The following is a 26883-nucleotide window of genomic DNA, read 5'->3' as shown; positions in this document are numbered from 1 at the left end:
CAGGCCAGGGGGTGGGGTGTGGTTCTCCCTATAGAGCCCGGCTGTGGCGACGGTCCCGTTCGGCGTAGGCCTGCACCAGGCGTTGAACGAGGGGATGGCGCACCACGTCGGCGGCGCTGAGTCGGCAGATCGCCACCCCCTCCACCCCCTTGAGCACCTCGGCCGCCTCGATCAGACCGCAGGGCTGCTGGGGCGGCAGGTCGCTCTGGGTGGGATCGCCGGTGACCACCATGCGCGAGTTCTCCCCCAGGCGGGTGAGCACCATGCGCATCTGGGCCGGCGTGGTGTTCTGGGCCTCATCGAGGATCACGAAGGCATCGGCCAGGGTGCGGCCGCGCATGTAGGCCAGGGGCGCCACCTCGATCACCCCTTTCTCCAGCAGGGCGGCCGTGCGCTCAGTGCCCAGCAGGGTATGGAGGGCGTCATAGAGGGGCCTCAGGTAGGGATCCACTTTCTGCTGCAGATCGCCGGGCAGAAAACCGAGCCGCTCGCCCGCCTCCACCGCCGGCCGGGTGAGCACCAGACGCTCCACCTTGCGCTCCGTGAGCAGCCGCACCGCCTGAACGGTGGCCAGGAAGGTCTTGCCGGTGCCGGCGGGTCCGATCGCCAAGGTGAGGTCGTGGCGTTCCATCGCCTCGACGTAGGCCTTCTGGTTGAGGGTGCGGGGGCGCAGCAGCCGGCCGCTCTGGCTGCGGGCCAGGACCTGTTGGCCCAGCTGTTGGTGCTCCTCGCCGCGGCCGGTGTCCAGGGCGGCGAGGGCGGTCTGCAGGTCGACGGCGCTGACCGCCTGGCCTTCCTGCCAGAGGGGTCGCAGCAACTCCACCAGGGCCGCGGCCCGCTCCAGCTGGGAGGGACGCCCCTGGATCACCAGGTTGAGCCCCCTCAGCACCAGGGTGGCGCCAGTGAGTTCGGCGATGCGGTGCAGGGTGGCGTCCGCCTCACCGGCCAGGGCCAGGGCCGTGCCCCCATCGGGCAGCTCAAGGCAGAAGGAGGAGAGGCCGTCGACCCCAGCCATGGGGGGCTGATCAGGCTTCCGTGGCGGCCGGTTCGGCTTCGCTTGCGGCGGCGGCAGCGGCTTCAGCGGCTTCAGCGGCTTTGGCTTCGGCAGCTTTGGCTTCAGCCGCAGCAACGGCTTCAGCGGCTTTGGCTGCCGCGGCTTCCTTGACGGCGGCCTTGGCGGCGGCGTCGCGGGCTTCAGCCTGCTTCAGCTTTCCGACCGTTTCGCCATGACGGATGGTTTTCTCCACCAGCCCGGCCTTCTCCAGCAGGGTGCGCACGGTGTCGGTGGGTTGGGCGCCCTGGCCCAGACGCACACGGATCGCCTCGGTATCCAGCCGGGTCTCGTCGGTGCGGGGGTTGTAGTAGCCCAGCTCCTCGAGGGGGCGGCCGTCGCGGCGGGAGGTGCTGTTGGTGGCCACCAGGCGGAAGCTCGCTTCCCGCTTCTTGCCAAACCGCTTCAGGCGGAGCTTGATCATCGTGGCCTTGCCTTGTTTGCTGGAGGAGGAAACGGCGGTGAAATCACGCGCCAATCGTCAACGATACCCTGCGGCCTGACCACCTCAGAGCTGCCCGAAACCCTTGCGTTTCTTGGTCGGTTTGGGGGCCGCGGCGCGGCGCCGCCCCGGGCCGCGGCCCCCGGCTGGCCTGGGAATCCCCCATTCCGGGCAGGCCGCCCCCCATGCCGGGGAACCCTCCTGCCATCCCCGGGAAGCCACCGCCCATCCCCGGCAGGCCCCCACCGAGACCGCCACGGCTCATCTGCTGCATGAAGCCGCGCATTTTCTGAAAATCGGCCAGTACCTTGTCCACATCGGCGGGGGTGTGGCCGCTGCCGGCGGCGATGCGGCGCCGCCTGGAGGGCTGGGCCGCCAGCAACTCCGGCTGCTGACGTTCGGCGGCGGTCATCGAGCCGATCATCGCCTCAATCTTCTTGAGCTGGGCCTCCCCCTGCTTGAGCATGCCGTCGTCGATCTTGTTCATGCCGGGGATCATCTTCATCAGGCCCCCGAGTGAGCCCATGCGCTTGATCAGGCGCATCTGTTGAACGAAATCGGAGAAGTCGAAGGTGGCCTCCTGCAGCTTCTGCTGCATCCGCGCCACATCCGCCAGCTCCACCTCCTTGGTGGCCTTCTCCACCAGGGTGAGCACATCGCCCATGCCGAGGATGCGACTGGCCATCCGCTCGGGGTGGAACGGCTGCAGCGCTTCCACCTTCTCGCCGGTGCCGATGAATTTGATCGGCGCGCCGCTCACCTTGCGGATCGAGAGGGCGGCGCCGCCGCGGGAGTCGCCGTCGAGCTTGGTGAGCACCGCCCCGGTGAGCCCCACCTGCTCGTGGAAGGCGCGGGTGAGCTCAGCCGCCTCCTGGCCGATCATCGAATCCACCACCAGCAGCACCTCGTCGGGGGCCACGGCGGTGCGGATCCGCACCATCTCCTCCATCATCGCGGTGTCGATCTGGAGCCGACCGGCGGTGTCCACGATCACCGTGTCGAAGCCCTCCTCGCGGCCCTTGGCCACACCGGCGGCGGCAATCTCCTCGGGCTTGGCGCCCGCGCCGAGGCTGAACACCTCCACGCCGATCTGGCGGCCGAGGCTCTGCAGTTGATCGATGGCGGCGGGCCGGTAGACGTCGGCGGCCACCAGCAGGGCGCGGCGACCCTGTTCCTTGAGGTGAAGGCCCAGTTTGGCGGTGGCGGTGGTCTTGCCAGCCCCCTGGAGGCCCGCCATCAGCACCACCGTGGGGGCCGTCTCAACCTGGGCCAGGGGGCGTTGGCGCCGCCCATCACCTCCACCAGGGCCCCATGGACGAGCTGGATGAATTTCTGGTCGGGGTTGATGCCGCGCACCACTTCGGCCCCCAGGGCCCGGGCGCGCACGTCGGCGATGAAGTCCTTGACCACCGCGAGGCTGACGTCGGCCTCCAGCAGCGCCCGGCGCACCTCCTTGAGGGCCCCATCCACGTTCGATTCGGTGATCGTGGCCTGGCCCCTGAGGCCTTTGACCGCATCCTCGAAACGTTGGGAGAGCTCATCAAACATGGTCGAAGCGTGGCTACGGGCAGGGGGGATGGGAGTCGGATCAGGCCAGGGGGCGGAAGAAGACCAGCTTCCAGGTCTTGCCGTCGCGGCCGAACACATACCTATTCGATCGGCTGCCCTCGGGGGTCCGCTCCAGCACCTTGCCCTGGCTGTTGCGCAGCTCATCGCTGTAGCGCAGTTCCACCTCCGCTTCGATGCGGTTGGCGGAGCGGCTGGTGATCGTGAAGCGACGCACGCTGGAGTCGATCGCCTGGCTGAGACCGGCCGCTTCATCCTCGCGGCGCTGGCGGTTGAGCCGATCCACCTGGGGAGCGCGCGCGAGCTCATCGAGGGGCAGCTCGGCGCGGCCCCCGGCGAGCACGGCGGCCTTGGCCTTCAGCCAGGCCTCCAGCAGTGCTTGCAATTCCTCAGGGGTGGGCTCCTCGCTCACCAGGGGCAGGGCGGCGGGCAAGGGGGGCGGGTTTCGCGCTCGGGGGTGTGGCCAGGGGGGCGGGCTGGCTCAGCGGCGCTGGGCTTGAGCTGGAGGGACTCCTGGTCTCGGGCGTTCCGGCTGCCAGCCGGTGGCGCACCAGGGCCAGGCCACCGGCGGCCACGCCGAGGGCCAGCAGGATCTGGGCGGCGGGGCGGCCCCAGGGGGAAGCTCTGGCCGGCTGAAGGTCGGCCGCTTGAAGGCGGGCCGGGTGAGGGCCGGCCGCTTCAACGCCGGCAGGCGCAGATCTGGCGGGAACCAGGCGCTGATCGCCTGGAGCGGCCTGCCCCACTGGGGCCACTGCCACTGGGGTAGCTGCCACTGGGGCCATGACGGCCAGTCCAGTTCGTCTTCGACCTCGTCCTCCTCGGCCCCTTGCTCCAGACCATGGGGCACCACGGGAACACCGGTGCCGCTGCCGAGCCCTGAGATGGCGGGCGACCAATCCGCCAGGAGGTTGGGGGCCTCAGCGAAGCTGCCTGCGGCTCCGGCCTCTCCGCTGCGTAGGTGTTTGCGGTCCTCACGCTCGACATAGAGCTGCACGTCTCGATCCGCGAACCAGGCCTCCAGATCCACGTCCACTTCGATGTCGCGGTAGCCCGGCAACACCTCGCGATCGAGCCAGTCGATGCAGTAGGCGCAGAGGCCAGCCAGGGGTTCCTCCCCTGTTCGGCCGCCCAGCGGCGCAGCTCCTCGTTGGCCCCCTGGGCAAACAGGGTCTGAGCGGTCTCCACCTGGCCCAGCAGCAGCGACAGGCAAGCCAGATAGGGCTCCATGCCGCTCTGGCCACCGGCGGCCAGGCGCTCGCGGGCGGAGGCGATCCGCTCCGGTTTGCGCTGGCTGAAACCGGAGGCGGTGAGGGCGTAGCTGGCCAGGAAACCGGCGGTGGGAGAGGACGGCACCGCCCAGTGGCTGAACAGATCGACCTGCTCCTGCACCGTCAGGAACTGGCGAATCTGCTTGAAGAAAGCCTGGAACTCCCCGGCGTTGAAGTCGGGGTCCCCCTGGCCGTCCAGTCCACCCCGTTGCTGCACCAGCTGTTCCAGGAGTTGCAGGCCTTCCTGGCGCTCGGCCACGGCGGCCAGATCGCGGCTGAGCAGATCGAGGATCCGGTAGGGCAGCAGGGCTGCCAGGCTGCGTTCGATCGCCTGGCGGGAGGCCGGCAACTGGCCCATGCGCTGCAGCAGCTGCAGCCCCAGCTGCAGGGTCTGGGCGGCGGCCTCGTAGCGGCGCTCCTTGCGGTAATCCTCGGCGCTGGCCTGGCAGGCAAGGGCCGCCAGCAGGGTCAGGTCAGCTTCCCGGCTGCTGCCCAGGGCCGGAGCCTGGGGTGGGTTGAGACCGCGGCGGGCGGCTTCGAAGCTTTCCGCCCCCTGGCCCGCCTCCAGCAGCAACAGCAGGCCCGCCACCTCCCTGGAGGGGGCACCTCCAGTCCCGGCACCAGCGAGGTCTCCGCGACCGACAGGTTGGTGAGTTCGGCCTCGTAGCGGGCGCGTCGCTCCCCATCGCTGAGCAGATCGGCGCTGTTGCGCAGCAGCTCAGCCCTGGCCAGGAGGGTCTCCTGGGTGAAGCCCTGGTCGGGGGGCGATCGAGCCGCAGCTTCAGGGTGTGCAGCACGGTCTGGGCGTCGGCGGCCGGGCTGACACCGAGAAGGCGGAAATGGTCGATCGGCAGTTCCAACCGCGGGACACCGGTGGCACGCGACTGTAGGCAGCGTCAGTGGTTTTGACTGCCGAATGCGGACGGACCCCGTACAGTCAGCCTCACCCGATCAGCCTCCTCCGCCATGACCCAGGAGATCGTTGCCCCGGTTCAGGTCGGCGGAGTCAGCGCTGCGGAGGGTTCCACCGGGGGCCCTGGCAGCCATGCGGAGCGTCTGGCGGCGCTCTATCCCGCCGGTCCCACCACGGTCAGCCGCGACGACGGGCTGATGCTTTACAGCGACATGACCCTGGGTCGGCGCTTTGAGGACAAGTGCGCCGAGATGTATTACCGGGGCAAGATGTTCGGCTTCGTGCACCTCTACAACGGCCAGGAGGCCGTCAGCACGGGCGTGATCAAGGCGATGAAGGCCCAGCACGACTGGTTCTGCAGCACCTACCGCGACCACGTGCACGCCCTCAGCGCCGGCGTGCCCGCCCGGGAGGTGATGAGTGAGCTGTTCGGCAAGGCAACCGGCTGCAGCAAGGGGCGTGGTGGCTCCATGCACCTGTTCTCCAAAGAGCACCATCTGTTGGGGGGCTATGCCTTCATCGGCGAGGGCATTCCGGTGGCCCTCGGGGCGGCCTTCACCAGCCGCTACAAGCGCGACGCCCTCGGGGATGCCTCCAGCGATGCGGTGACGGCCGCTTTCTTCGGTGATGGCACCTGCAACAACGGTCAGTTCTTCGAGTGCCTGAACATGGCGGCCCTCTGGAAACTGCCGATCCTGTTCGTGGTCGAGAACAACAAGTGGGCGATCGGCATGGCCCACGACCGGGCCACCAGCGATCCGGAGATCTGGCGCAAGGCGGCGGCCTTCGGCATGGCCGGTGAGGAGGTGGATGGGATGGACGTGTTGGCGGTGCGGGCCGCGGCCCAGCGGGCGATCGAGCGGGCCCGCGCCGGTGAGGGCCCCACCGTGCTGGAGTGCCTCACCTATCGCTTCCGCGGCCACTCCCTGGCCGACCCCGATGAACTGCGCAGCGAGGCCGAGAAGGCCTTCTGGGCGGAGCGCGATCCGATCAAGGCACTGGCTGCCCACCTCAAGGAGCACGGCCTGGCCAGCGCCGAGGAGCTCAAGGCGATCGAAAAGGAGATCGATGCCGAAGTGGCCGATGCGGTCAGCTTTGCTTTGGCGGCCCCTGAGCCCGATCCCTCCGAGCTCACCCGCTACATCTGGGCGGAAGACTGACCCACCCCAATCGAAGGGCGATCTAGAGATCGACCCAGCTGGCGATCAAAGATCGACGCTCTGACGGCGGGTGAGGTTGCGCAGTTTGCGCAGGGCCTTGAGCTCCACCTGCCTCACCCGCTCGCGGGACACCTCCAACAGCCGGCCGATCTCGGCCAGGGTGTGGCGCTCCTGGCTTTCGAGCCCGAAACGCAACTCCAGCACCTGCCGCTCCTGGTCGGTCAAAGCAGTGAGCCAGCGCCCCAGTTGCTCATGGTGCATGCCGCGCTCCACCAGATCAAGCGGTTCGCCTTGGCTGTTGTCGGCGATCAGATCCCCGAGAAAACTGCGTCCCTCCTCACCGTTGACCGGGGCATCCAGGCTGGAGGTGGTCAGGGATTGGCGCAGCAGGGAATCGAGTTCCTCGATGGGGATCGCCATCGCTTCGGCGATTTCCTGGCGGCTCGGCATCGCCCCCAACTTGTGGGCCAGATCGAGGCTCACCTTGCGGATGGCGCTGAGCCGTTCGCTCAGGTGCACCGGCAGGCGAATCGTGCGCGACTGACAGGCAATCGCCCGGGTCATGCTCTGGCGGATCCACCAGAAGGCATAGGTGGAGAACTTGTAGCCCCGGGTGGGATCGAACTTTTCGACCGCCCGCTCGAGCCCCAGAGATCCCTCCTGGATGAGATCAAGAAGTTCAAGGCCTTTGCCCTGATACTTCTTCGCCACGCTCACCACCAGACGAAGGTTGGCCTTCATCATTCGATCCTTGGAGCGCCGCCCCACCTTGATCGTCTTTTTCTGTTGATCACTGAGCAGCTCGAGGTTCCCCTCTTCGATCAGGCGCATCATCGTTTGCACCTGATTGCCGAGTTCGATTTCTTCGGCCGGGGTCAACAGCGGTACACGGCCGATCGTCGCCAGATACCAGCTGATCGGGTCACTGCCTCTCCGGCGGCTGCCACTGGCCTGGAGGCTGGAGGTTGTCATGAACCCTGGGCCTTTCGATGCAATGAATCTCGTATGAACTTGCGGTTCGCGGCTGTCATGTCAATAACCCTTCAGCTTTATACGTGTAAAACCACACATTTTTTGTGCGGGGCGCCGCGGGCGGCGGCCATGGTGAGACGCCCGTCAGCCGTGGGAGCTTGCCTCGGCACCGATGCGCCCCAGCGCCGCGGCAACGGCCATCGGCGTCGCCGCCCCTGCTCCCCCTCCCGGGCGCTCTGGAGCCCGGCCTGGGCATGGTCGAGGGCCATCGCCGCCAGCAGGGCGCTCAAGGTTTCCACGGCTGTCTGGCCACCGGTGGCTCCGTCGCCTGCGATCGCCATGGCCCCGCGTCCGGCCGCGTAGCCAGCGAGCACATCCCCCAGGCCGGCGCGGGCGCAGGCGGGCTCAGCCTCGATCAACTGCCAGCGCTGCCCCTGGGGGCTGGCCACCACCGTGCGTGCCCCCTTGAGCAACACCGTGGCGCCACTGGCGGCGGCGGCGGCGGCGGCGGCCTCCAGGGGCGGCAGCCCGGCCAGCCCGGGAAACAGCCTGGCGAATTCGCCCCCGTGGGGGTGAGCCAGGTGGGGCCTGAGCGGCCCTGGAGCCAGAGCAGGGCAACCTCGCTGGGCCGGCGGGCCAGCCGATTGAGGCCATCGGCATCGAGTACCAGCAGGCCGGTGAAGCCCTGAAGCGCCCGCCAGGCCCCCTGCTCCGATTCCGCCTCTTCCCCGGGCCTTCCCTCGCCTGCAGCGATCGCTCCGATCCCCGGCCCGAGCAGCACCGCATCGAGCCGCTCCAGAGCACCGGGCTCCCCCAGGGCCCCGATGTGCAGGCTGCCGTCGCGATCGCAGGTCAGGGCGCGTTCCACCACCACATGGGGCTGCACGGCCCAGAGCCCCCTGGCTATCACCTCGGGCAAGGCGGCCCGGAGGCTGCCGCAACCGCTGGCACTGGCCCCCAGCAGGGCCAGTTGGACGGCGCCGCGGTAGCGCTCGCTGCCGCACACCAGCAGCAGTCGTCCGCGGCCGTACTTGGCCCGCTCCGGCCCCAGCTGGGGGGCCGGGGCCCCGTGCCGGTCGGCGGCAGCCAGGCCCAGGGGCTGTTGGGGCGGCAGCGCTTCCAACAGCCTTTGGGGAGCCCCAGATCGAGGCGCCGCAGCTCCCCCACCCAGGCCAGGGCGGTGTCCTGCACCAACCCCTGCTTGATCAGTCCGAGGGTGTAGGTGGTCTGGGCGCAGGCGGCGACGCGGCCCAGGAGCTGGCCGCTGTCGGCGCAGAGGCCACTGGGCCCATCGATCGCCACCAGGCGGCCGGGCCGCCGGCGCTGACGCTGCTCCAGCAGCACCTCGATTGACGGGTCCAACGGCCGGCTCTGGCCGATGCCGAACAGGCCATCAATCCAAAGGTTGTCCTCGGCCGGATCGGGGGCGGCGCTGAGCCGCTCAATCCCCAGCCACAGGGCGTACTCCAGGTGGCGGGCGGTGAGCGGCTTGTGGCGCTCGAACGGGCTCCAGAACCGCACCGGAATACCTGCCTGGTGCAACTCCCGGGCCACCACCAGGGCGTCGCCGCCGTTGTGGCCGGGGCCCACCAGCACCGTCACCCCCTGCTTCAGCCGCGAGGGCGCACTCAACAGCGCCGCCGTGATCGCCAGGGCCGCCTTCTCCATCAGCGCCTCCACCGGCAGCCCATGGGCGAACAGGTCCGCTTCGATCGCCGCCATCTGGGCCGAGCTCGCCAGCAGATGGGCGGCATCCCGCCGGGGCCAGGGGGGTGGGGCGCACGCATGGTGGGGAGACCTTCAGACAGGGGACCAGTCCCGGTTCCATGATGGGAACTCCCAGGCGCTTCGATTTGACCACCGCTTCCCTGCCCTCGGTGTTTTCGAGCCCCGCCGCCACACGGGCCGGGGCGGAGGCCCTGGCGCGCCTGGCCGCCTGGCCCGGGGAGCAGCGGGTGGCGGTGGGCCTCTCCGGCGGTGTGGACAGCTCCCTCACCGCCGCCCTGCTGGTGCAGGCGGGCTGGCAGGTGGAGGGCCTCACCCTCTGGCTGATGAGCGGCAAGGGGGCCTGCTGCGCCGAAGGGCTGGTGGATGCCGCCGGCATCTGTGAGCAGCTGGGGGTGCCCCACCACGTGGTCGATTCCCGCGAGCGCTTCCGCGAGCAGATCGTTGATTTCCTCGTGGCGGGCTACGGCGAAGGGGTGACCCCCTGCCCTGCTCCCGCTGCAACCGGGAGGTGAAATTCGCCCCGATGCTGGGGTGGGCCAGGGCCGAGCTGGGCATCGGTCGCCTCGCCACCGGTCACTACGCCCGCACGCGCCCGGCCGAGCAGGCCGCCAACGGCCGCACCCAGCTGCTGCGCGGCCTCGACGCCCACAAGGACCAGAGCTATTTCCTCTACGGCCTCTCCCAGGAGGTGCTCGCCGCTCTGGTGTTTCCGCTTGGCGAACTCACCAAGGCCGACACCCGCGCCGAGGCGGAGCGCTACGGCCTGCGCACCGCCGCCAAGCCCGAAAGCCAGGACCTCTGCCTGGCGGACCACCACGGCTCGATGAAGGCGTTCCTGGATGCCTACCTGCCGCCGCGCCCAGGGAGATCGTGCTCGCTGACGGCACCGTGCTGGGCAGCCACGACGGCATCGAGCACTTCACCATCGGCCAGCGCAAGGGTCTGGGGGTGGCCTGGAGCCAGCCCCTGCACGTGGTGCGCCTCGACGGGGCCCTCAACCGGGTGGTGGTCGCCCCCGGGCCGAGGCGGCCCGCTCCTCCTGCCAGCTCGACGAACTCAACTGGGTGTCGATCGAGGCTCCGGGCAAGCCCCTGGAGGTGGAGGTGCAGGTGCGCTACCGCAGCGCTCCGGAGCCCGCCCGACTGACCCCCGGCGGAGAGGGCCGCTGGACGCTGGAGTTCAGCGAGCCCCAGTTCTCGATCACCCCGGGCCAGGCGGCGGTGTTCTACGAAGGTGAGTGCCTGCTGGGGGGCGGACTGATCCAGCGCTGAGCCGCTGGCTCCTGGTGCCTCACCAGTGGGGATCGGCGGCCAGCGCCACCTGCAGCCGGCCGCTGCGGGCTGAGGGCACCGTGGCGATGCAGGCCCGCACGACGCGGCCATTGACCTCGATCTCGCAGGCACCGCAGCTGCCCGCCAGGCAACCGGTGGGAATGTTCAGGCCCGCCTCGGCCGCCGCCGGCAGCCAGTCCCGGCCCACCTGCACCGGGCCCCGGACTCCCCCAGGCCAGGTCACCTCGATGGTGGCCTTCTCCCCCATGGCGGTTGGTGCTGCGCAACACAGCTGCATCATCGGCGCTGCTCAGCCTGGGGGCTCAGGGGGACCCAGCAGGGGCCCCAGGTCCACGTGTGCTTCGAAGGCATCCGCCAGTCGATCCAGCAGGGCCTCCAGCTGGCGGCCGTGGTGGGGCTGCCGCTCGCTCAGGGGGAGCCCTCGTCGCTCGCGCAGCCGGTTGAGCCAGCGCCGCCGCCAGGCCCCCGCTTCGAAAAGCCCGTGCAGGTAGGCGCCGGCCACCAGCCCGCCCCGATCGCCGACGGGCAGCCACCAGCCAAGGCCTGTGCTTGCGGCCAGGGGCCTCGGCTGATCCGGGGCACCATCGAGCGGCTCGGTTTGCCCCCGGTGCAGCTCGAACCCCTCCAGCTCCAGGGGCGCCCCCGGCGGCCAGAGGGCCGCTCCGCGCTGCTGACGCAGGGTCTTGGTGGCGCCGAAACGCGTGCGCAGCGGCAGCAGATCCAGGCCCGCCACCGCCCCTGGGCCCGCCGCTCCCCCTCGAGGTCATCGGGGTCGAGCAGTTCACTGCCGAGCATCTGCATCCCGCCGCAGAGGCCGAACACGTGGCCCCCTTCGGCCAGGTAAGCCTTCAGCTGAGCGCCCAGGCCCGCAGCCTTGAGTGCTTCGAGATCCCGCAGGGTCTGCTTGCTGCCGATCAGCAGCACCGCGTCGGGGCGGCCCAGGGGATCGCCAGGGCGGATCCAGCGCAACCGCAGCGACGGCTCGGCCTCGAGGGGATCGAGATCGGAGAAGTTGCTGATCGAGGGCAGCCTCAGCACGGCGATCTCCAGCTCCGCCTCCGGTTTGCGCGCCCGCCGCTCCAGCAGATCGAGGGAGTCTTCTGGTGGGAACAGTTCGTCGAGCCAGGGCATCACCCCCAGCACCGGCAGGCCCGTTTCCCGCTCCAGCCAGCGGCGGCCGTCTTCGAACAGGCTGCTGCGGCCCCGGAAGCGGTTGATCAGCAGGCCCTTGATCAAGGGGCGCTCCACCGGGCGCAGCAGGGCCAGGGTGCCGACGATCTGAGCGAACACCCCGCCGCGTTCGATGTCGGCCACCAGCAGGCAACGCGCCCGCAGGAACTGGGCCAGGCGCAGGTTGGTGAGATCCCTGGGCTGCAGGTTCACCTCCACCGGGCTGCCGGCCCCCTCCAGCACCAGCCGGCCGCCGGGGTGGGCGGCGCGCAGCTGATCGAGGCCCGCTCGGATGGCGTCCCAGCCGGGCCTGAACCAGTCGCGGTAGTAGTCCTCGGCGCGGGTCACCCCCACGGAGCGCCCCAGGTGGATCACCTCGCTGGTGCTGTCGCCCTGGGGCTTGAGCAGCACCGGGTTCATCGCCACCTGGGGCTCCAGCCCGGCGGCCCAGGCCTGCAGGGCCTGGGAGTAGGCCATCTCGCCGCCGCCCTGATCCACCCAGGCGTTGAGGCTCATGTTCTGTCCCTTGAAGGGCAGGGGGTTTCGCCCCGACGCCGCAGCACCCGGCAGAGGGCCGCGGTCATCAGCGATTTGCCGGCGCCGCTGCTGGTGCCCAGCACCATCAGTGGTGTGGTACCGATGGCGGGGGAGTTCGTCGTGGCAGGACTCACAGGGGCCAGTGGCGCCTCAGGGCGTCGCGCAGCCGGGCCAGGGGTCCGGCGCTGGGGATTTCTCCGGGCCATTGACGCAGCAACTGCCGGCCCATGGGGGTGAGCCGCACCCGGTCGGTGAGGCCCTGGCCATCCACCTCCCAGCGGATCAGCCCCAGGCGGATCAGCCAGGCCAGATGCTGCTCCGCCTGGCGACGGCTCAGAGGCCGCTGGAGCCAGTGCGGCACCGCCTCCTGGGCGCTGAGATCCTCGGCGCTTACGCCCCCTTCCGCCAGCCGCTCATAGAGGGCCCGCCGGAAGGGCAGGCAGCCCATGGCCCGCCAGGCCCGTGCCCGGGAGCGCCCATCGCCATCGATCAACTCAGGGAGGGGGCCGCCGTGGGCGGATCGGCTGGCGTGGGGATCTGGCTCAAGCGCGGGAACCGGGAGGGGCCGGCCAACTGCTGCCATTCTCAGGTCCACCCCTGCCCCACCGCTGGCGATGTTGCTGCTGGCCTCCGCCTCCCCCGCCCGCCGCCGCCTGCTGGAGCAGGCCGCCATCCCCCACCGTGTGCGGGTGAGCGGTATCGATGAGGAGGCCATCCAAGCGGCCGAACCGGCCCAACTCGTGCAGTTGTTGGCGCGGGCCAAGGCGGAAGCGGTGGCGGCGCTGGAGGTGGGGTTGGCTGGGGAGGCAGGGCGGCTTCCGGTGCTGGGCTGCGATTCGGTGCTGGAGTTCGAGGGTGAGGTGTTCGGCAAGCCCCGCGACGCCGCCGACGCGGAAGCCCGCTGGAGCCGTATGGCCGGCCACTGGGGGAGCTGCACACGGGGCACTGCCTGCTCCGGCCTGACCTGCTGCGACCTGAGCTGCTGCGTCCCGGCCCGGCCCCGCTGCTGGCCACGGTGACCACCCGGGTGCTGTTCGCCCCGCTGGGGGCAGACGAGATCAGCGCCTACGTGGCCACGGGCGAACCGCTGAACTGCGCCGGTGGCTTTGCGCTCGAGGGCCGCGGTGGACTGCACGTGGAGCGGATCGAGGGCTGCTTCAGCAACGTGATCGGCCTGAGCCTGCCGCTGCTGCGGCGCTGGCTTCTGGCCGAGGGGTCTTGACCCGCGCCGCCCGAGGCGCCTGCTGGGGCCACAACCGTGATCTTCGGAACTCGACGTTTCGCCATAAAAAACCCCCGACAAGGCGGGGGTGAAGGGGCTTCATGGAGCCTGGGTGCCGAACCTAGTCGAGGTCGGGCATAGCAAGAGTGGGCTCGGCCTGACGGTCGATGCCTTTTTCGAAACCGGCAGCGGCGGCGCGGGCGCGGCCGGCATGCCAGAGGTGACCCACAAGGAAGAAGAAGGCAAGGATGAACTGCGTGGCAGCCAGCCATTGGCGGATGTTCACGAAGTTCACTGAGTTGGGCTCAGTGATCACCCCACCCACGGAGTTGATCGAGGCGTTGGGCGCGTGGGTCATGTATTCAGCGGCCCGGCGCACTTGCCAGGGCTGAATGTCGTTCTGGAGCTTGTCGAGGCTCAGACCGTTGGGACCGCGCAGGGGCTCCAGCCAGGGGCCTCGGAAATCCCAGAAGCGCATGGTTTCACCACCGAAGATGATCTCACCGGTGGGAGAGCGCATCAGGTACTTGCCCAGACCCGTGGGGCCCATGGCGGAACCGATGTTGGCCCCCAGGCGCTGGTCACGCACAAGGAAGGTGAAGCTCTGGGCCTGGGAGGACTCGGCATTGGTGGGGCCGTAGAACTCCGAGGGGTAAGCGGTGTTGTTGAACCAGATGTAGGAGCTTGCGATGAAGCTCATGAAGCTCAGGGCTCCAAGGCTGTAGCTCAGATAGGCCTCACCATTCCAGATGAAGGCACGACGCACCCAGCCGAAAGGCTTGGTGATCACGTGCCAGATGCCACCGAAGATGCAGATCAGACCAATCCAGATGTGGCCGCCGATGATGTCTTCCATCGAGTTCACCCCGATGATCCAACCCTCGCCGCCGAAGGGGGCGCGGGTGAGGTAACCGAAGATCACGCCGGGGCTGAGGGTGGGGTTGGTGATCAGACGCACATCACCGCCACCGGGTGCCCATGTGTCGTAGACGCCGCCGAAGAACATCGCCTTGAACACCAGCAGCAGCGCACCGACTCCGAGCAGGATGAGGTGGTAGCCGATGATGTTGGTCATCTGGTTCTTATCGCGCCAGTCCTGGGAGAAGAACGCGGAGTAGTTCTCCAGGATCTCGGGGCCGCGCAGAGCGTGATACAAGCCTCCGACGCCGAGGACGGCGGAGCTGATCAGGTGGAGCACCCCGACGACGAAGAAGGGGAAGAGATCGGTGACCTCGCCGCCTGGGCCAACGCCGTAGCCGAGGGTGGCCACGTGGGGCATGCAGATGAAGCCCTGTTCGTACATGGGCTTGTCAAAAGTGAAGTGACTCACTTCGAAGAGCATCATCGCTCCTGCCCAGAAGACCATCAGGCCAGCGTGGGCCACATGGGCTCCGAGCAGGCGACCGGAGAGGTTGATCAGACGGGCGTTGCCCGCCCACCAGGCATATCCGGTGGAGTCGAGGTCCATGCCCCCGACTGACACCAGATTGGGATTAGAGAGCGTTACCACGGGGCAGAACCTCTTCGGGGAAGATGAAGTTTTCGTGAGGCTGGTCAGCTGGTGCCATCCAGGCACGCAGACCTTCGTTCAGAAGAATGTTCTTCGTGTAGAAGGTTTCGAATTCGGGGTCTTCAGCGGCGCGGATCTCCTGGGACACGAAGTCGTAGGCCCGCAGGTTCAGCGCCAGGCCGATGATGCCGATGCTGCTGGTCCACAGACCCATCACCGGCACGAACAGCATGAAGAAGTGCAGCCAGCGCTTGTTGGAGAAGGCGATCCCGAAGATCTGGCTCCAGAAGCGGTTGGCGGTGACCATTGAATAGGTCTCCTCTTCCTGGGTGGGCTCGAACGCCTTGAAGGTGTTCGCCTGCTCGGAATCCTCAAACAGGGTGTTCTCCACCGTGGCCCCGTGGATGGCGCACAGCAGCGCACCGCCCAGGATGCCGGCCACGCCCATCATGTGGAACGGGTTCAGCGTCCAGTTGTGGAAGCCCTGCAGGAACAGCAGGAAGCGGAAGATCGCCGCCACACCGAAGCTGGGGGCGAAGAACCAGCTGTTCTGACCCAGGGGGTAGATCAGGAACACGCTCACAAACACCGCGATCGGCCCGGAGAAGGCGATCGCGTTGTAGGGCGGATGCCCACCAGTCGGGCGATCTCGAATTGGCGCAGCATGAAGCCGATCAGGGCGAAGGCGCCGTGCAGGGCCACGAAGGGCCAGAGGCCGCCGAGCTGGATCCAGCGCACGAAATCACCCTGGGCCTCGGGGCCCCAGAGCAGGATCAGGCTGTGGCCGAGGGCATCGGCCGGGGAGCTCACCGCAGCGGTAAGGAAGTTGCAGCCCTCCAAGTAGCTGCTGGCAATGCCGTGGGTGTACCAGGAGGTGGCGAAGGTGGTGCCGGTCAGCCAGCCACCCAGGGCCAGATAGGCCGTGGGGAACAGCAGCAGACCCGACCAGCCCACAAAAACGAAGCGGTCGCGCTTGAGCCAGTCATCGAGGACGTCGAACCATCCCCGGGCTGAAGGCGCGCCCCCTAGAGCGATCGTCATGGGTGCGAAGGAGCCGTGCGGGAGAAAACACCCGCGAGCTTTGGGTTACAGGGGGATGGTAACAACCCCATTGGCGATCGCGAGGCAGGTTGCAATGGGCTGACACCGCCCGTCGCGCAGGGTGTTTTAGGTATTTCTTCTGATGTCCATCGGCCCCACAGCGGACGGCGTGCCCCCCGCGGCGCGAAGATGGCCATCTCCAGCCGCCGCACGCCCCACGTCATGCCTTCGGTTTCCCCCTCCGCCTCCCCCGGGGCTCCGGCCTCGGCTCCGCAACTGCTGGAGCAGTCGGTGCTCGGCTCCCGCCGGCTCTCCAACGTGCTGGTGGCGGTCCTGGTCAGCACCGGTGGAGTCGGCTTCCTGCTCACCAGCCTCTCCAGCTACCTGGGTGTGGATCTGCTGCCGGTGGGGCACCCCGCCGAGCTGCTCTGGGTTCCCCAGGGCCTGGTGATGGGGGCCTACAGCCTGGCGGCCGTGCTGCTCGCCACCTATCTCTGGGTTGTGATTGCTCTCGATGTGGGCTCCGGCGTCAACCGCTTTGATCGGGCCGCCGGCCAGTGCACGATCACCCGTCGGGGCTTCCGCCAGTGGATTCAACTGGACATCCCCCTGCGTGAGATCCAGGCCGTGAAGGTGGAGGTGCGCGAGGGTCTCAGCCCACGCCGGCGCCTGTCCCTGCGCGTTCAAGGGCGCCGCGACCTGCCCCTGACCCGGGTGGGTGAGCCCATCGGCCTCAGCGACCTGGAGCAGGGCGGCGCCGAATTGGCCCGCTTCCTCAAGGTGCCTCTGGAGGGGGTTTGAGATGGGCCCCCTGCGTGTTCTGCTGGCCCTGGTGCTGGCGTTTTCTCCCCTGACCCTCTCGGCCTGCGGGGCTGAGCAACGTCACAGTGAACTGGGCTGCGCCACCGGGGCGGTGCCCTGCCTGAGCGGCACCGCCGTGGTGGCCCTCGAGACCAGCAAAGGGGAGGTGCAGGTGCAGCTCGATGGCAAGGCCGCCCCGCTCACGGCTGGCAACTTCGTCGATTTGGTGGGCCGTGGGGCCTACAACAACACCGTGTTCCACCGGGTGGTGCGCGAGCCCGTGCCCTTCGTGGTCCAGGGGGTGATCCCCAGAGCGCCGATCCCAAGGTGAATCCCAGCCAGTACGGCCTGGGCAGCTTCATCGATCCGGCCCAGGGGCAGCCTCGGCTGATCCCCCTGGAGCTCTCCCTCGAGGGGGAAGGGGAGCCCCGCTACGGCCAGGAGGCGGCCGGTCCGGGTGAGAGCAGCAAACTGAAGCTCGTGCACGAGCGCGGTGCCCTGGCCATGGCCCGCTCCCAGGACCCCAACTCCGCCAGCGCGCAGTTCTACATCGCCCTGCGGGGTCTGCCGGAGTTGGATGGCCGCTACGCCGTCTTCGGCCGGGTGATCAAGGGGATGGATGTGGTGGACCGCATCCAGCAGGGGGACAAGATCACCAGGGCACGGCTGCTGGAGGGGGCACTCTGGTCAAGGGCAAGCCCTGAGACCCCTGAGGCTCTCTGTGGATCGCCGGTTCAGGTGGGCACGCGCTTGTCTGAGGCGATCACCTTGAGATAGGCCGTGTTCACGCCGGAGGCCCGCTCCAGGGCCACCTTGCCAGTGCGGGCGATCTCGAGGATGCCGAAGCTTTCGAGCACCTGCTCGAGGGCCACCAGCTTGCCGGGGTCCCCCACCACTTCGAGGGTGAGGGCGTTTTCGGCCACATCGACCACGTTGGCGCGAAAGACCTGCACCAGATCGAGGATCGCGGCCCGGTTCTCCGGCGGGGCGGAGACCTTGAGCAGCATCAGTTCCCTTTCCACGACTGGGATGCGGGAGAGATCCAGCACGCTCAGCACATTGACAAGCTTGTTGAGCTGCTTGGTCATCTGCTCGAGGGTGCGGTCGTCCCCTCGACCACCATGGTCAGCCGGGATTTGCCGGACTGCTCCGCGGGGCCCACGGCCAGGCTCTCGATGTTGAAGCCGCGGCGGGCGAACAGGCCGGAGATGCGGCTGAGGGCTCCGGACTCGTCCTCCACCAGCACCGAAAGGGTGTGCTTCATGCCCAGAGCGGATCGAGCCCCAAACTACGTGCTGACCGGCGAGCTCAGGTTCTCCAGCCAGCCCAGCAGCCTTGGGTTGAAGTGCTGCGGAGCTTCGTCGTGGGGGCAGTGCCCGAGTCCATCGAGCAGCTGCAACTCCAGATCGGGTTTGTGGCGCACCAGCCGATCGGCCATGGCCACGGGCACCAGCTGATCCTTGCGGCCCCAGAGCACCAGCAGCGGCTGGGCCATGCGCTCCAGCAGCGCGGCGGCGGTGGCCCCCCGGGGGCGCAGGGCCATGGCGATGCTCATGCCCCGCAGGGCCCAGGCGGCGGTGGGCCGCAGGGCCGGCCGGGCAATCAGGCGGCGCAGCTCGCCGTCGATGGCGCCGCGGTTGGGGTAGGCGGCCGAGAGGGCCAGATCCAGCAGCGGGGTGCGGGCGATCAGGGGCAGCAGCAGCTCCAGAGGCAGGGCGGTGCAGAGCAGGACCGCCAGGGAACTCCGCAGCCGGCGCCGCCAGGGGGCCGCCGCCTGGGAATCGGCATCAGCAGGGTGGGATCCGGCAGCGGGGCCACCGCCACCGCCCGCACCCAGACCGGAGCGAGCACGGCGGTGGTGACCGCCACAAGGCCGCCGAGGGAATTGCCCACCAGCACCGCCGGCCGGCCCACCACCTGGGCGAGGAAGGCCGCGCATTGGCGCGCCCAGAGGCGGTTGTCGAGGCGCAGGCCGGGCTGATCGGAGGCGCCGAAGCCGATCAGATCAATGGCATAGACGCACCAGCCGGCCGCCACCAGGGGGCCGCCGTGTGGCGCCAGTGGCCGCTGGCGGCCCCGAAGCCGTGGATCAACAGCACCGCAGGGTGACTCTCTTCCCCCAGCACCCGCCAGTGGCAGGCCTGGTCGCGCCAGCGCCAGGTGCCGTGGCGGCCCCAGCCACTTCCCGCGGTGGCGACAGGCTGAGCCAGGCTCGTGGTCACTTGGTCGGCCATCGCGATCGGAAGCTCTCACTATTGCGAAGCCGCCGTGCGGGTGCGTACCGGAGGCGGCTTCTTCCGGCCCGAGTCGCGTCCGTCGCGGGATCTGGGCGTGCTCCTGGCCCGGCAACTGCGGGCCGAGCGGGGGCGCCTCCGGGTGCTCGATCTGATGGCGGGCTGCGGCATTCGCGCCCTGCGCTACGGGATCGAAGCCGGGGCAGAGGTGGTCTGGGCCAACGACGCCGACGGCGATCGCCTGCCGCTGCTGGAGGCCAACCTGGCCCCGTTGGGCAGCGGTGAAGGCGCCGGTGAAGGAGCCGGCGCCACGGCCGATCGGGAGCCGGTCCGCTGCTCGGCCCTCACCGCCCAGCAGCTGCTGGCGGGTTGCCTGCTGGAGCGGCGCCGCTTCGAGCTGGTGGATCTCGATGGGTTCGGCTGCCCCACGGTCCTGTTGCCCCTGGCCCTGGAGGCGGTGGCCTTCGATGGGGCGCTGTATGTGGCCAGCACCGATGGCCGCTCCCCCACCGGCCACGACCGGCCGGCGGCGATCCGTTCGCTCGGGGCGGCGGCCCGGGCCCATCCCGCCAGCTGGGAGCTGGCCCTGCGCCTGCAGCTGGGGGTGATCGCCCGCACCGCCTGGGCCATGGGCCGGGGGTGCGGCCGTTGTTCTCGTTCAGTGAGGGCCGCACCTTTCGCACCGCCGTGCAGCTCAGGCGACGGCCAGCGCCGGGAGAGGAGGCGAACCTGGGCCTGGTGGCCCACTGCCATGGCTGCGGCGATCAACAGGTGCAGAGCCTGCTGAGCCTGCGGGGCTGGGGGGCCTGCGACTGCGGGAGCGCGCAGGCGACCCAGACCCCTTTGGAGCAGACCCGCTGGGCCATCAGTGGACCGCTCTGGATCGGCCCCCTGCAGGATCTCCCCACCCTGGGGGCGATGGAGGCGGGCGAACAGGCGGTGATCGCCGCTGGAGGGGAGGCCAGCCTGGGGAGCGAGGGCGCCCGGTTGCTGCGCGCCCTGAGCGCCGACCCTGGCCTGCCGGCCCGCTGCTGGCCCCTGGCGCTGATCGCCCGGCGGCTGGGCAGCGGCCCCCCGCGGCTGGCGGAGCTGGTGGCGGCCCTCCGGGGCGACGGCTGGGAGGCCCGGGCCAGCGCCGTGATGGCGGCCCAGATCCGCAGCGACGCCCCCTGGCCACGGCTGTTGGAGCTGGCTCGCTCGTTGGAGCTGGCTCGCTCGTTGGAGCTGGCTCGCAAGCCCGTGACAAAGCCCCTTACGGGCGATTCAGGGGCGCCTGGCGAGCCGTCGGGACGCTAGATAGGTAATCCTCACCGGTTCCTTGGCCATGGCCTCTGAAATCTTCGGCATCGTGGCGGTCTTCTTCGTGCTGATTCCCGTTGGGCTGGCGGGCGGCGCCCTGCTGCTCAAGCTCCAGAAGGACTGAGCGCCGGGGTGCCCGGGGCTTCGAACGCGCCCCGGACCCTTGAGCCCTAGGCTCGGCCCCCGTGCGGCGGATCGCCTTCATGAAGGTTCTGGTAGTCGGTGGAACGGGCACCCTCGGCCGCCAGATCGCCCGCCATGCCATTGATCAGGGCCACCAGGTGCGCTGCGTTGTGCGCGCGCCCCGCAAGGCTCACTTCCTGCAGGAGTGGGGCTGCGAACTGACCCGCGGCGACCTGCTCGAACCCGCCAGCCTCGACTACGCCCTCGAGGGCCAGGAGGCGGTGATCGACGCCGCCACGGCCCGCCCCACCGACACCGCCTCGAACCAGACGATCGACTGGGAGGGCAAGCTCAACCTGCTGCGCGCCTGCGACCGGGCCGGCGTCAAGCGCTTTGTGTTCCTTTCGCTGCTGGGGGCCGCGCAGCACCCGGCCGTGCCGCTGATGGAGATCAAGGCCTGCACCGAGCAGCTCCTGGAGCAGTCCGATTTCGACTACACGATCCTGCGCGGCGCCGCCTTCATGCAGGGGGTGATCGGCCAGTTCGCGATCCCGGTGCTCGAAAGCCAGACCGTCTGGGTGAGCGGCACGCCCACACCGATCGCCTACATGAACACCCAGGACGTGGCCCGCTTCGCCGTGGCCGCCCTGGGGCGCAGCGAAACCGTGCGTCGCGCGTTCCCGGTGGTGGGGCCGAAGGCCTGGAACACCGGTGAGATCGTGCAGCTCTGCGAGCAGCTCAGTGGTCGCTCGGCGCGGGTGTTCCGGGTGCGGCCGGTCCTGATCCAGCTGATGCAGGCCCTGGCGTCGTTCTTCGAGCCGGGGGTGAACGTGGCCGAGCGGCTGGCGTTTGCGGAGGTCACCGGCGGCGGGGAGCCCCTCGATGCGCCGATGGAGGAGAGCTATGCCGCCTTCGGCCTCGATGCGGCTGAAACCACCCGGCTGGAGGACTACCTCAAGGAATACTTCGATCGCATCCTCAAACGGCTGAAGGAAATGGACGCCGACCTGGACAAGTCCGCCAAGAAGAAGCTTCCCTTCTGAGCGGCGCGGGCCGCCCATGGCCGCCAGTACATCTGTACGATGGCCGCGGTTGTCCGCCCCGCCGATGTCGATCTCCCAGGTGAAGAATCTGCAGCGCCGTTTGCTCAACCTGGAGCAGGAGGCGATCGATGAGATCAACCGCGCCTGCGGCCATGAGCTCTGGGTGAGCCTGGGCTTCGATGCCCTCGACAGCCTGGAGGATCCGGACCGCCGGGCCCGGGCGAATTACTACTACGGCCAGCTGCAGACCGCCCGCGAGCTGCAGCAGGTGCTGGTCTAGGGCTGCCGCTTCTTTACGGCGCCCGGGAAAGGCGCTCCGCCGCACAGGCGATCCAGCCGCTCGGCCTCTTCCGCCGTCACGTTCCGCCACTGGCCGGGGCCGAGGCCGGTGAGATCCAGCACGGGGCCGCCATCCATCAGATCGAGGCCCACCCGGATCAACCGCAGGGTGGGCAGGCCCACGGCGGCGGTCATGCGCCTCACCTGGCGATTGCGCCCCTCCCGCAGCTCGATCTGCAGCCAGCTCGTGGGCACCTGCAGGCGATGGCGAATCGCTGGGGTGCGTGCTGGCCACTGGGGCTCCTCCAGCCGCTCGGCCCGGGCCGGCAGGGTCCGGCGGCCCTGCACCAGCAGCCCCTGCCGCAGCTGCTCCAGCGCATCGTGATCGGGTGTGCCCTCCACCTGTACCCAGTAGCGGCGCCAGTGGCCCCAGCGGGGGTCGGTGAGCCGCTGCTGTAGCCGCCCCCGGAGGTGAGCAGCAGCAGCCCCTCACTGTCGGCATCGAGGCGGCCGGCGGCATAGACCCCGGCCACTGGGATGTGCTCCGCCAGGGCACCCCAGGCGCTGCCGGGCTCGGGGGTGAACTGGCTGAGCACCCCGTAGGGCTTGTGGAACAGCAGGGTGCTGGCCCGCTGGGCCGAGAAGGCAGGCCGGCAGACGCGGGACATGGAACCAAAGCAGGGTTCAGCCCCGCTTGACCGTGCCGCCCCGTGCCTTCCAGAGGTTCACAGCCCCGATCGAAATCAGCAGCAGGCCCAGATCCATGCTCAGGGGCGGAACGATCACGGGCGTGGAGGTGCGGGTGGCCGGACCCTAGGCCCGCAGGGGCGACAACTAAGCTGAAACCACTCACGAACTTTCCGTCGCACCACCGCATGATCGAGACTTCCGGCGTGATCGAGAAGGAACAGGGGAACGGGTTCTACCTGGTCACGTTGGAGCAGCCGGCAGGTCACCAGTGCCTGTGCCGCGCTGCCGGCAAGCTCACCAAGTTCCGCATCAAGCTGCTGGCCGGCGACAAGGTGCTGGTGGAGATCAGCCCCTACGACCTCACCCGCGGCCGCATCACCTACCGGGAGCGCAATGTCGGCGCCGGTGGGCCCCGTCCGGGCGGTAACCGCCCCGGTGGACCCAGGCGCCGCTGAGCAAGCTCAGGCCGAGCTGAACTTCCGAGCGCTCAGGCCAGGCAGGCCTCGATGGCGCTGCGGAATTCGCTGCGCTGCTTGACCCCTTTCCACTGCTGCTTGAGTTCCTTGCCGGCAAACAGCTGCACCGTGGGGGTGCCGCTGACCCCGGCCTGCTGGGCGATGGCCGGTTCTGCTTCGATGTCGATCTCCACCCCCTGGGCGGCATCGCCCAGCTCTTCGAGCACCCGCTTGAGCTGGGGCTTGAGCACGTGGCAGGGGCCACAGCTCGGGGAGGTGTAGACCACCAGAAGCGGCCTGGCGCTGTCGTGGTAGAGCTTGCGCAGGGCGAAGCTGCCTTTCTGCCAGCGGGCGGCTGGATCGAAGTTCTCGGTGTCGCTGGTGGCGGTGGGTGCCGGCTGATCGGCGGGGGCGGGGTCCACCGCCGCCCGACTCACGGTGACGGCCAGCTCGTGGTGGCTGAGCCAGCGCTCGGCCGCCAGGGCCGCCTGGCAGCCGCTGCCGGCGGCGGTGACGCCCTGGCGCCACTCGGCATCGGCCACGTCTCCGGCGGCATAGACGCCTTCGACACTGGTGGTGGGTTGTCCGGGCTGGACCACCACATAGCCCCGCTCGTCCAGCTCCAGCTGGTCTTGAACCAGGGCGGTGTTGGGGGTGTGGCCGATGGCGTAGAAGAGGCCGCGCACGGCCAGGACGCGGGTTTCGCCGCTCAGGCGGTCCCGCAGGCTGAGACCGGTGAGCCATTGCTCCCCGAGGGCATCCACCGGTTCGCTGTGCCAGTGCACGGTGATCGCCGGGTTGGCCAGCACCCGATCGGCCATGGCGGCGCTGGCCCGCAGCCGATCGGAGCGCACGATCAGATGCACGTGGCTGCCGTATTTGGTGAGGTAGACGGCCTCCTCGCAGGCGGAATCACCGCCCCCACAACCGCCAGTTCAGCGTCGCGGAACTGGGGGTGGCCCCGTCACAGATGGCGCAGGCGCTGATGCCGGCGCTCCAGAGGCGGGCTTCGCTGGGCAGGTGCAGGCGGTTGGCGCTGGCGCCTGTGGCGAGAATCAGGGACTGGGTGCGGATCTCCTGGCCGTCCACCAGCAGGCGGAAGGGGCGCTCGGAGAGGTCGATGGCGTCGGCGTCCGCCTCGATGAGGCGCGAGCCCCAGCGCACGGCCTGGGCCTTGATCCGGTCCATCAGATCGGGCCCAAGGATGCCGTCGGGGAAGCCGGGGAAGTTCTCCACATGGGTGGTGGTCATCAGCTGGCCACCGGCGATGCCGCCGGCCTGGAAGCCGGTGATCACGATCGGGGAAAGGTTGGCCCGGGCGGCATAGATGGCGGCGGTGTAGCCGGCGGGGCCGGAGCCGACGATCACGAGGTTCTCGGTCCCGTTGCTGATCGCGTCGGGGGCCATGGGCTTATGTGAACTGACTATGAGTTGAGCTTAGGGGATCCGTTCGGAGCGCTGTCCTGCTCGCCGCCCCCATGGCCCGATGTCGGGGGTCCCGAGCCACCCATGGCAGCGATCAGATCTCCAGCAGGCCGTCCTGCTGACGCGGGTCGGTTGGGGAAGGGCCGAATTTTCCAGGGTTGCGGGGCACCATCTGCACCGTAGAGGCCAGGTGCTCCGGTTGCTCCTCCAGGCACAGCAGCCATTCGGCGAACTCTTGGGTGATGGCGTAGCTGTCCTCGAACCGCTCGCTGGCGTCGAGGGTGCCGATTCGGGCCATCGCCCAGTTCACCGCCACGGTGAGCCGTCGGTAGGCGGAGCCGTTCATGGATCCCTCTGAGCTGGCACCACGCTGGTCGTCCATGGGGCGATTGAGGCGTTGCTACGCAGAACGTCGCATTTTTTCGCTATTGGAATGTAATCAGGACTGCAGGAACGCCGGTAAGTGGGGCCCCCCAGCCGCAATTCCGCCCCTGCCCGGTCCGCCAGGGCCTGCAGCGGCAGGCCCTGGGCCGAGCTGCCTCCGGCGCAGGGCTCCTCCGGCAGCGGACGGCTGCGCACCAGGTAGGGCTCCACCAGTGACCAGCTGCGGGCGTAGCCGATCAGCAGCGGATCGGCCGGGGCATAAACGAACGAAGGCTGACGCGGAATCGGCTCGAGCGACGAGCGGCTGCCGTCCATGCGCACCGCCCGGGTGATCGCCTGCACGAAGCGGCTGCGGGTCACCACGGTGGTCAGGTAGGCCACCACCCGCAGCCGCGGGGCATCGAAGCCCTCGGCGCACATGTCGATGCTCACCAGCCAATGAGCCTCCCCGCCTGGAAGGCCGCCAGTCGCTGGGGGGCCTCCGGGTCCTGGGAGTGCACCAGCAGCACCCGGTCCCCTTCCTCCTCCAGCAGTCCTGTGATGCGGCGGGCGTGGGCAATGTCGCGGGCGATCACCAGTCCGCCGGCCTGGGGGTGCTCCCGGCGCACGCGTTCCAGACGGCGCCTGGCATTGAGCAGAAGCCGCAGGGCGATGCTGCTGGCGTCTCCAAGGCGGATCGCCCGGCGCAGGTTGCGGGCGCGCCAGCTCTCGCGGGTTTCAACCGAGAGCGGAGAGCCTTCCAGTTCGCCGCTGGCCGCCCCCGCCCGTCCGTGGTCCACCCAGCCGTCCTGGAAGCGGAATTCGAGCGGACGCACGTCGCCGGCCACGATCAGCTGCCGCGGCTCGACGCTCAGGTCGGGCTCGATGCGCCAGGCGGTCTGGCCCTGCTCCAGCACCGGCACCCGGCGGGCGGCGCAGAAGGCCAGGTTGTCGGCGCGAAACGGTGTGCCGGTGAGCCCCAGGCGCAGGGCGGCAGGCTCGCTGAGGCTGGTGAAGGCATGGCCCCAGGCGGCGGCGTCCGGTTCCTCGGGATCGACCCCCAGGTGGTGCACCTCATCGGCGATCGCCAGCAGCCGCCCGATCCCGGCCCCGGCGAGGGCCTGCTTCAGGGCCAGCCGGTGGCGGCCCGCCCCCTGGTAGGTGAGCAGCAGCCCCTGCCAGGGTTCGCGCTCCTCCCTGGGTGCCAGATCCTGGGGTTGGTCGGGATCCCAGTCCCGCAGCCGCAGGCCGAGGCGCTCGGCGGCGCCGCGCCACTGGGAGGCGATCGAGCTGCGGTGGCAGAACACCAGGAAATGGCTCAGGCGCCCCTCGTGGTGCAGGCGCTGGAAACCCAGCAGGGCGCCCAGGGTCTTGCCGGCGCCGGGGCCGGCGTGGATCAGCACATCGTGGCCGCTGGGCTCGGGGCGCTCCAGGCGCCGGCGCAGGAGCCCGATCAGCTGGCTCTGCCACTGGCGGGGCCGCAGGGAAGGCGGGGCCCCGGGGGCGGGCCGCGCCGCGCCCAAGTCAAAGGAGGGGGCCGACATGGCGCCATTGTGTCGGCAGCGCCAACCTCCCTAGAACGGGTGCCGTAAGCCAGGCGTTGCGATGGGTTTGTTGGCGGTGAGCGGGGCTTCCGGCAAGACCGGCTGGCGGGTGGTGCAGGAGGCCCTGGGGCGCGGCTGGAGCGTTCGGGCGATCGTGCGCCCCGACTCCGAGCTGCCCGAGGGTCTCGAGGGGGCCGAGGTGGTGCGGCTGGAGCTGGGCGATGGCCCGGCCCTGCGCGCGGCCCTTGAGGGGGTCGACGCCCTGGTGATCGCCACCGGCGCCCGCCCTTCGATCGACCTCACGGGCCCGCTGCGGGTGGATGCCCTGCTGGTGCGGGCCCAGGCCGAGGCCTGCCAGGCGGCGGGGGTGCGCCGGCTGGTGCTGGTGAGCTCGCTCTGCAGCGGCAGGTGGCTGCACCCGCTGAATCTGTTTGGCCTGATCCTGCTCTGGAAGGGGCTGGGGGAGCGCTGGTTGGCAGGCAGCGGCCTGGATTGGACGGTGATTCGTCCCGGTGGCCTCAACGAGAACGAGGAGAACCTGGAGGCCCAGGGCATCCGCTTCTCCGGTCCGGACCAGCAGGAGAGCAACAGCATCCCCCGGCGCCTGGTGGCCCGGGTGACGCTTGATGCCCTGGACGATCCGGCGGCGATCGGGCGGATCATCGAGATCACCAGCGGTGAGGCGGTGCCGCGGCAGGAGCTGAGCCGCTGGCTCCAGGCCGCCTGAGGCCGCCCGGGCCCAATGGAGGCCGGAT

At 69.5% G+C, this 26883-nt stretch carries 28 protein-coding genes and 8 pseudogenes; 13 read left to right on the top strand and 23 right to left on the bottom strand.

All coding sequences use genetic code 11. The annotated features are described in order from the left end of the window. Positions 1–28: 28 nt before the first annotated feature. The 6 genes from AAF143_RS16305 to AAF143_RS16280 all read right to left on the bottom strand — a co-directional run bounded on the left by AAF143_RS16305 (position 29) and on the right by AAF143_RS16280 (position 4916). Positions 29–1015: a PhoH family protein gene (locus AAF143_RS16305; protein ID WP_255009085.1), complete on the bottom strand. Its 987-nt coding sequence runs from the start codon at positions 1013–1015 to the stop codon at positions 29–31. 10 nt (positions 1016–1025) lie between these two features. Then, on the bottom strand, positions 1026–1475 hold the full coding sequence (gene rpsP / locus AAF143_RS16300) for a 30S ribosomal protein S16 (RefSeq protein ID WP_255009130.1): 450 nt from the start codon (positions 1473–1475) through the stop codon (positions 1026–1028). 43 nt (positions 1476–1518) lie between these two features. After that, entirely contained in the window at positions 1519–2730 is a 1212-nt protein-coding gene (locus AAF143_RS16295) for a signal recognition particle protein (protein ID WP_414027392.1), read from the bottom strand. Continuing rightward, complete coding sequence (locus AAF143_RS16290; protein WP_414027391.1) at positions 2730–3041, bottom strand: signal recognition particle receptor subunit alpha; 312 nt, start codon at positions 3039–3041, stop codon at positions 2730–2732. Before AAF143_RS16290 ends, AAF143_RS16295 begins: the two co-directional genes overlap by 1 nt. Positions 3042–3081: 40 nt before the next feature. Then, the gene (locus tag AAF143_RS16285; protein ID WP_414027390.1) at positions 3082–3492 is read right to left on the bottom strand and encodes an IMS domain-containing protein; all 411 of its coding nucleotides are present in this window, start codon (positions 3490–3492) and stop codon (positions 3082–3084) included. A 245-nt stretch (positions 3493–3737) separates the two neighbouring features. After that, a complete protein-coding gene (locus AAF143_RS16280) occupies positions 3738–4916 on the bottom strand; it encodes a hypothetical protein (RefSeq protein ID WP_414027389.1) in 1179 nt (392 codons plus the stop codon). A gap of 377 nt (positions 4917–5293) precedes the next feature. Between AAF143_RS16280 and pdhA the strand changes: the two genes are divergently transcribed. Then, positions 5294–6400, top strand: a complete 1107-nt coding sequence (gene pdhA / locus AAF143_RS16275; RefSeq protein WP_255009090.1) for a pyruvate dehydrogenase (acetyl-transferring) E1 component subunit alpha — start codon at positions 5294–5296, stop codon at positions 6398–6400. A gap of 45 nt (positions 6401–6445) precedes the next feature. On the opposite strand, the gene AAF143_RS16270 is transcribed toward pdhA, so the two are convergent. From AAF143_RS16270 to AAF143_RS16260, 3 genes and pseudogenes are all read right to left on the bottom strand, one after another. Further along, positions 6446–7372: a sigma-70 family RNA polymerase sigma factor gene (locus AAF143_RS16270; RefSeq protein WP_255009092.1), complete on the bottom strand. Its 927-nt coding sequence runs from the start codon at positions 7370–7372 to the stop codon at positions 6446–6448. Positions 7373–7449: 77 nt separating this feature from the next. Further along, positions 7450–8378, bottom strand: a pseudogene (locus AAF143_RS16265) (ATP-dependent (S)-NAD(P)H-hydrate dehydratase). Further along, entirely contained in the window at positions 8279–9094 is an 816-nt protein-coding gene (locus tag AAF143_RS16260; protein ID WP_414027388.1) for an NAD(P)H-hydrate epimerase, read from the bottom strand. The pseudogene AAF143_RS16265 and the gene AAF143_RS16260 overlap by 100 nt, the downstream one beginning before the upstream one ends. Positions 9095–9198: 104 nt before the next feature. Between AAF143_RS16260 and mnmA the strand changes: the two are divergent. Beyond that, positions 9199–10371 (top strand): annotated as a pseudogene (gene mnmA / locus AAF143_RS16255) (tRNA 2-thiouridine(34) synthase MnmA). 19 nt (positions 10372–10390) lie between these two features. Here the strand turns inward: mnmA and AAF143_RS16250 are convergent. The 3 genes and pseudogenes from AAF143_RS16250 to AAF143_RS16240 form a co-directional block, all read right to left on the bottom strand. Further along, positions 10391–10669 carry a 2Fe-2S iron-sulfur cluster-binding protein gene (locus AAF143_RS16250; RefSeq protein WP_414027387.1) on the bottom strand — a complete coding sequence of 93 codons (279 nt, stop codon included), beginning with the start codon at positions 10667–10669 and terminating at the stop codon, positions 10391–10393. Between the two features lie 12 nt (positions 10670–10681). After that, a pseudogene (locus AAF143_RS16245) lies at positions 10682–12185 on the bottom strand (cobyric acid synthase). A gap of 44 nt (positions 12186–12229) precedes the next feature. Further along, positions 12230–12592, bottom strand: a complete 363-nt coding sequence (locus AAF143_RS16240; RefSeq protein ID WP_414027386.1) for an Npun_F0494 family protein — start codon at positions 12590–12592, stop codon at positions 12230–12232. On the opposite strand from AAF143_RS16240, the pseudogene AAF143_RS16235 reads away from it, so the two are divergent. Then, a pseudogene (locus tag AAF143_RS16235) lies at positions 12546–13321 on the top strand (Maf family protein). The gene AAF143_RS16240 and the pseudogene AAF143_RS16235 overlap by 47 nt on opposite strands. A gap of 121 nt (positions 13322–13442) precedes the next feature. Here AAF143_RS16235 and psbC read toward each other — a convergent pair. Next, positions 13443–14831 carry a photosystem II reaction center protein CP43 gene (gene psbC, locus AAF143_RS16230; RefSeq protein ID WP_255009096.1) on the bottom strand — a complete coding sequence of 463 codons (1389 nt, stop codon included), beginning with the start codon at positions 14829–14831 and terminating at the stop codon, positions 13443–13445. Then, positions 14815–15872: pseudogene (psbD, locus tag AAF143_RS16225) on the bottom strand (photosystem II D2 protein (photosystem q(a) protein)). The gene psbC and the pseudogene psbD overlap by 17 nt, the downstream one beginning before the upstream one ends. Before the next feature lie 222 nt (positions 15873–16094). On the opposite strand from psbD, the gene AAF143_RS16220 reads away from it, so the two are divergent. The 3 genes from AAF143_RS16220 to AAF143_RS16210 are packed head-to-tail and all read left to right on the top strand — an operon-like array spanning position 16095 to position 17450. Then, complete coding sequence (locus tag AAF143_RS16220; protein ID WP_255010086.1) at positions 16095–16673, top strand: photosystem I assembly protein Ycf4; 579 nt, start codon at positions 16095–16097, stop codon at positions 16671–16673. 1 nt (position 16674) lies between these two features. Then, positions 16675–17004, top strand: a complete 330-nt coding sequence (locus AAF143_RS16215; protein ID WP_414027385.1) for a peptidylprolyl isomerase — start codon at positions 16675–16677, stop codon at positions 17002–17004. Beyond that, positions 17001–17450: a peptidylprolyl isomerase gene (locus AAF143_RS16210; RefSeq protein WP_414027384.1), complete on the top strand. Its 450-nt coding sequence runs from the start codon at positions 17001–17003 to the stop codon at positions 17448–17450. Before AAF143_RS16215 ends, AAF143_RS16210 begins: the two co-directional genes overlap by 4 nt. Here AAF143_RS16210 and ilvN read toward each other — a convergent pair. The 4 genes and pseudogenes from ilvN to AAF143_RS16190 form a co-directional block, all read right to left on the bottom strand. Then, positions 17408–17937 (bottom strand): annotated as a pseudogene (gene ilvN, locus AAF143_RS16205) (acetolactate synthase small subunit). The gene AAF143_RS16210 and the pseudogene ilvN overlap by 43 nt on opposite strands. Before the next feature lie 24 nt (positions 17938–17961). Further along, complete coding sequence (locus AAF143_RS16200) at positions 17962–18228, bottom strand: alpha/beta fold hydrolase (protein WP_414027383.1); 267 nt, start codon at positions 18226–18228, stop codon at positions 17962–17964. Positions 18229–18359: 131 nt separating this feature from the next. After that, entirely contained in the window at positions 18360–18710 is a 351-nt protein-coding gene (locus AAF143_RS16195; protein WP_414027382.1) for an alpha/beta fold hydrolase, read from the bottom strand. Further along, complete coding sequence (locus AAF143_RS16190) at positions 18674–18895, bottom strand: hypothetical protein (RefSeq protein ID WP_414027381.1); 222 nt, start codon at positions 18893–18895, stop codon at positions 18674–18676. The genes AAF143_RS16195 and AAF143_RS16190 overlap by 37 nt, the downstream gene beginning before the upstream one ends. Positions 18896–18941: 46 nt before the next feature. On the opposite strand from AAF143_RS16190, the gene AAF143_RS16185 reads away from it, so the two are divergent. The 5 genes from AAF143_RS16185 (at position 18942) to AAF143_RS16165 (ending at position 21652) form a co-directional block, all read left to right on the top strand. Then, a complete protein-coding gene (locus tag AAF143_RS16185) occupies positions 18942–19694 on the top strand; it encodes a hypothetical protein (RefSeq protein WP_414027380.1) in 753 nt (250 codons plus the stop codon). Continuing rightward, positions 19595–20203, top strand: coding sequence for a hypothetical protein (locus tag AAF143_RS16180; RefSeq protein WP_414027379.1), 609 nt, complete (start codon positions 19595–19597; stop codon positions 20201–20203). Before AAF143_RS16185 ends, AAF143_RS16180 begins: the two co-directional genes overlap by 100 nt. Before the next feature lie 28 nt (positions 20204–20231). Further along, positions 20232–20330, top strand: a complete 99-nt coding sequence (gene petM, locus AAF143_RS16175; protein ID WP_255009903.1) for a cytochrome b6-f complex subunit PetM — start codon at positions 20232–20234, stop codon at positions 20328–20330. Between the two features lie 79 nt (positions 20331–20409). Further along, positions 20410–21372 (top strand): NAD(P)H-binding protein, encoded by a 963-nt coding sequence (locus AAF143_RS16170; RefSeq protein WP_255009905.1) that lies wholly within the window; start codon positions 20410–20412, stop codon positions 21370–21372. Between the two features lie 64 nt (positions 21373–21436). Beyond that, positions 21437–21652, top strand: a complete 216-nt coding sequence (locus AAF143_RS16165) for a hypothetical protein (RefSeq protein WP_255009907.1) — start codon at positions 21437–21439, stop codon at positions 21650–21652. On the opposite strand, the pseudogene AAF143_RS16160 reads toward AAF143_RS16165, so the two are convergent. Next, positions 21649–22319: pseudogene (locus tag AAF143_RS16160) on the bottom strand (pseudouridine synthase). The gene AAF143_RS16165 and the pseudogene AAF143_RS16160 sit on opposite strands and share 4 nt — an antisense overlap. A 207-nt stretch (positions 22320–22526) precedes the next feature. On the opposite strand from AAF143_RS16160, the gene infA reads away from it, so the two are divergent. After that, positions 22527–22796, top strand: coding sequence for a translation initiation factor IF-1 (gene infA / locus AAF143_RS16155; protein WP_254939401.1), 270 nt, complete (start codon positions 22527–22529; stop codon positions 22794–22796). Between the two features lie 32 nt (positions 22797–22828). Here infA and trxB read toward each other — a convergent pair. The 4 genes and pseudogenes from trxB to AAF143_RS16135 all read right to left on the bottom strand — a co-directional run bounded on the left by trxB (position 22829) and on the right by AAF143_RS16135 (position 26128). Beyond that, a pseudogene (gene trxB / locus AAF143_RS16150) lies at positions 22829–24203 on the bottom strand (thioredoxin-disulfide reductase). 112 nt (positions 24204–24315) lie between these two features. Beyond that, entirely contained in the window at positions 24316–24567 is a 252-nt protein-coding gene (locus AAF143_RS16145) for a hypothetical protein (RefSeq protein WP_255009913.1), read from the bottom strand. Then, the gene (locus AAF143_RS16140) at positions 24564–25037 is read right to left on the bottom strand and encodes a hypothetical protein (protein WP_414027378.1); all 474 of its coding nucleotides are present in this window, start codon (positions 25035–25037) and stop codon (positions 24564–24566) included. Before AAF143_RS16140 ends, AAF143_RS16145 begins: the two co-directional genes overlap by 4 nt. Further along, entirely contained in the window at positions 25034–26128 is a 1095-nt protein-coding gene (locus AAF143_RS16135) for a DEAD/DEAH box helicase (RefSeq protein WP_414027377.1), read from the bottom strand. Before AAF143_RS16135 ends, AAF143_RS16140 begins: the two co-directional genes overlap by 4 nt. Positions 26129–26189: 61 nt before the next feature. Between AAF143_RS16135 and AAF143_RS16130 the strand changes: the two genes are divergently transcribed. Then, the gene (locus AAF143_RS16130) at positions 26190–26855 is read left to right on the top strand and encodes an SDR family oxidoreductase (RefSeq protein WP_255009917.1); all 666 of its coding nucleotides are present in this window, start codon (positions 26190–26192) and stop codon (positions 26853–26855) included. Positions 26856–26883 lie beyond the last annotated feature (28 nt).

This window comes from Cyanobium sp. ATX-6F1 (assembly GCF_047395825.1).
In the GTDB taxonomy this organism is placed as follows: domain Bacteria; phylum Cyanobacteriota; class Cyanobacteriia; order PCC-6307; family Cyanobiaceae; genus ATX-6F1.
This window is presented reverse-complemented; position numbering and strand designations above follow the sequence as displayed.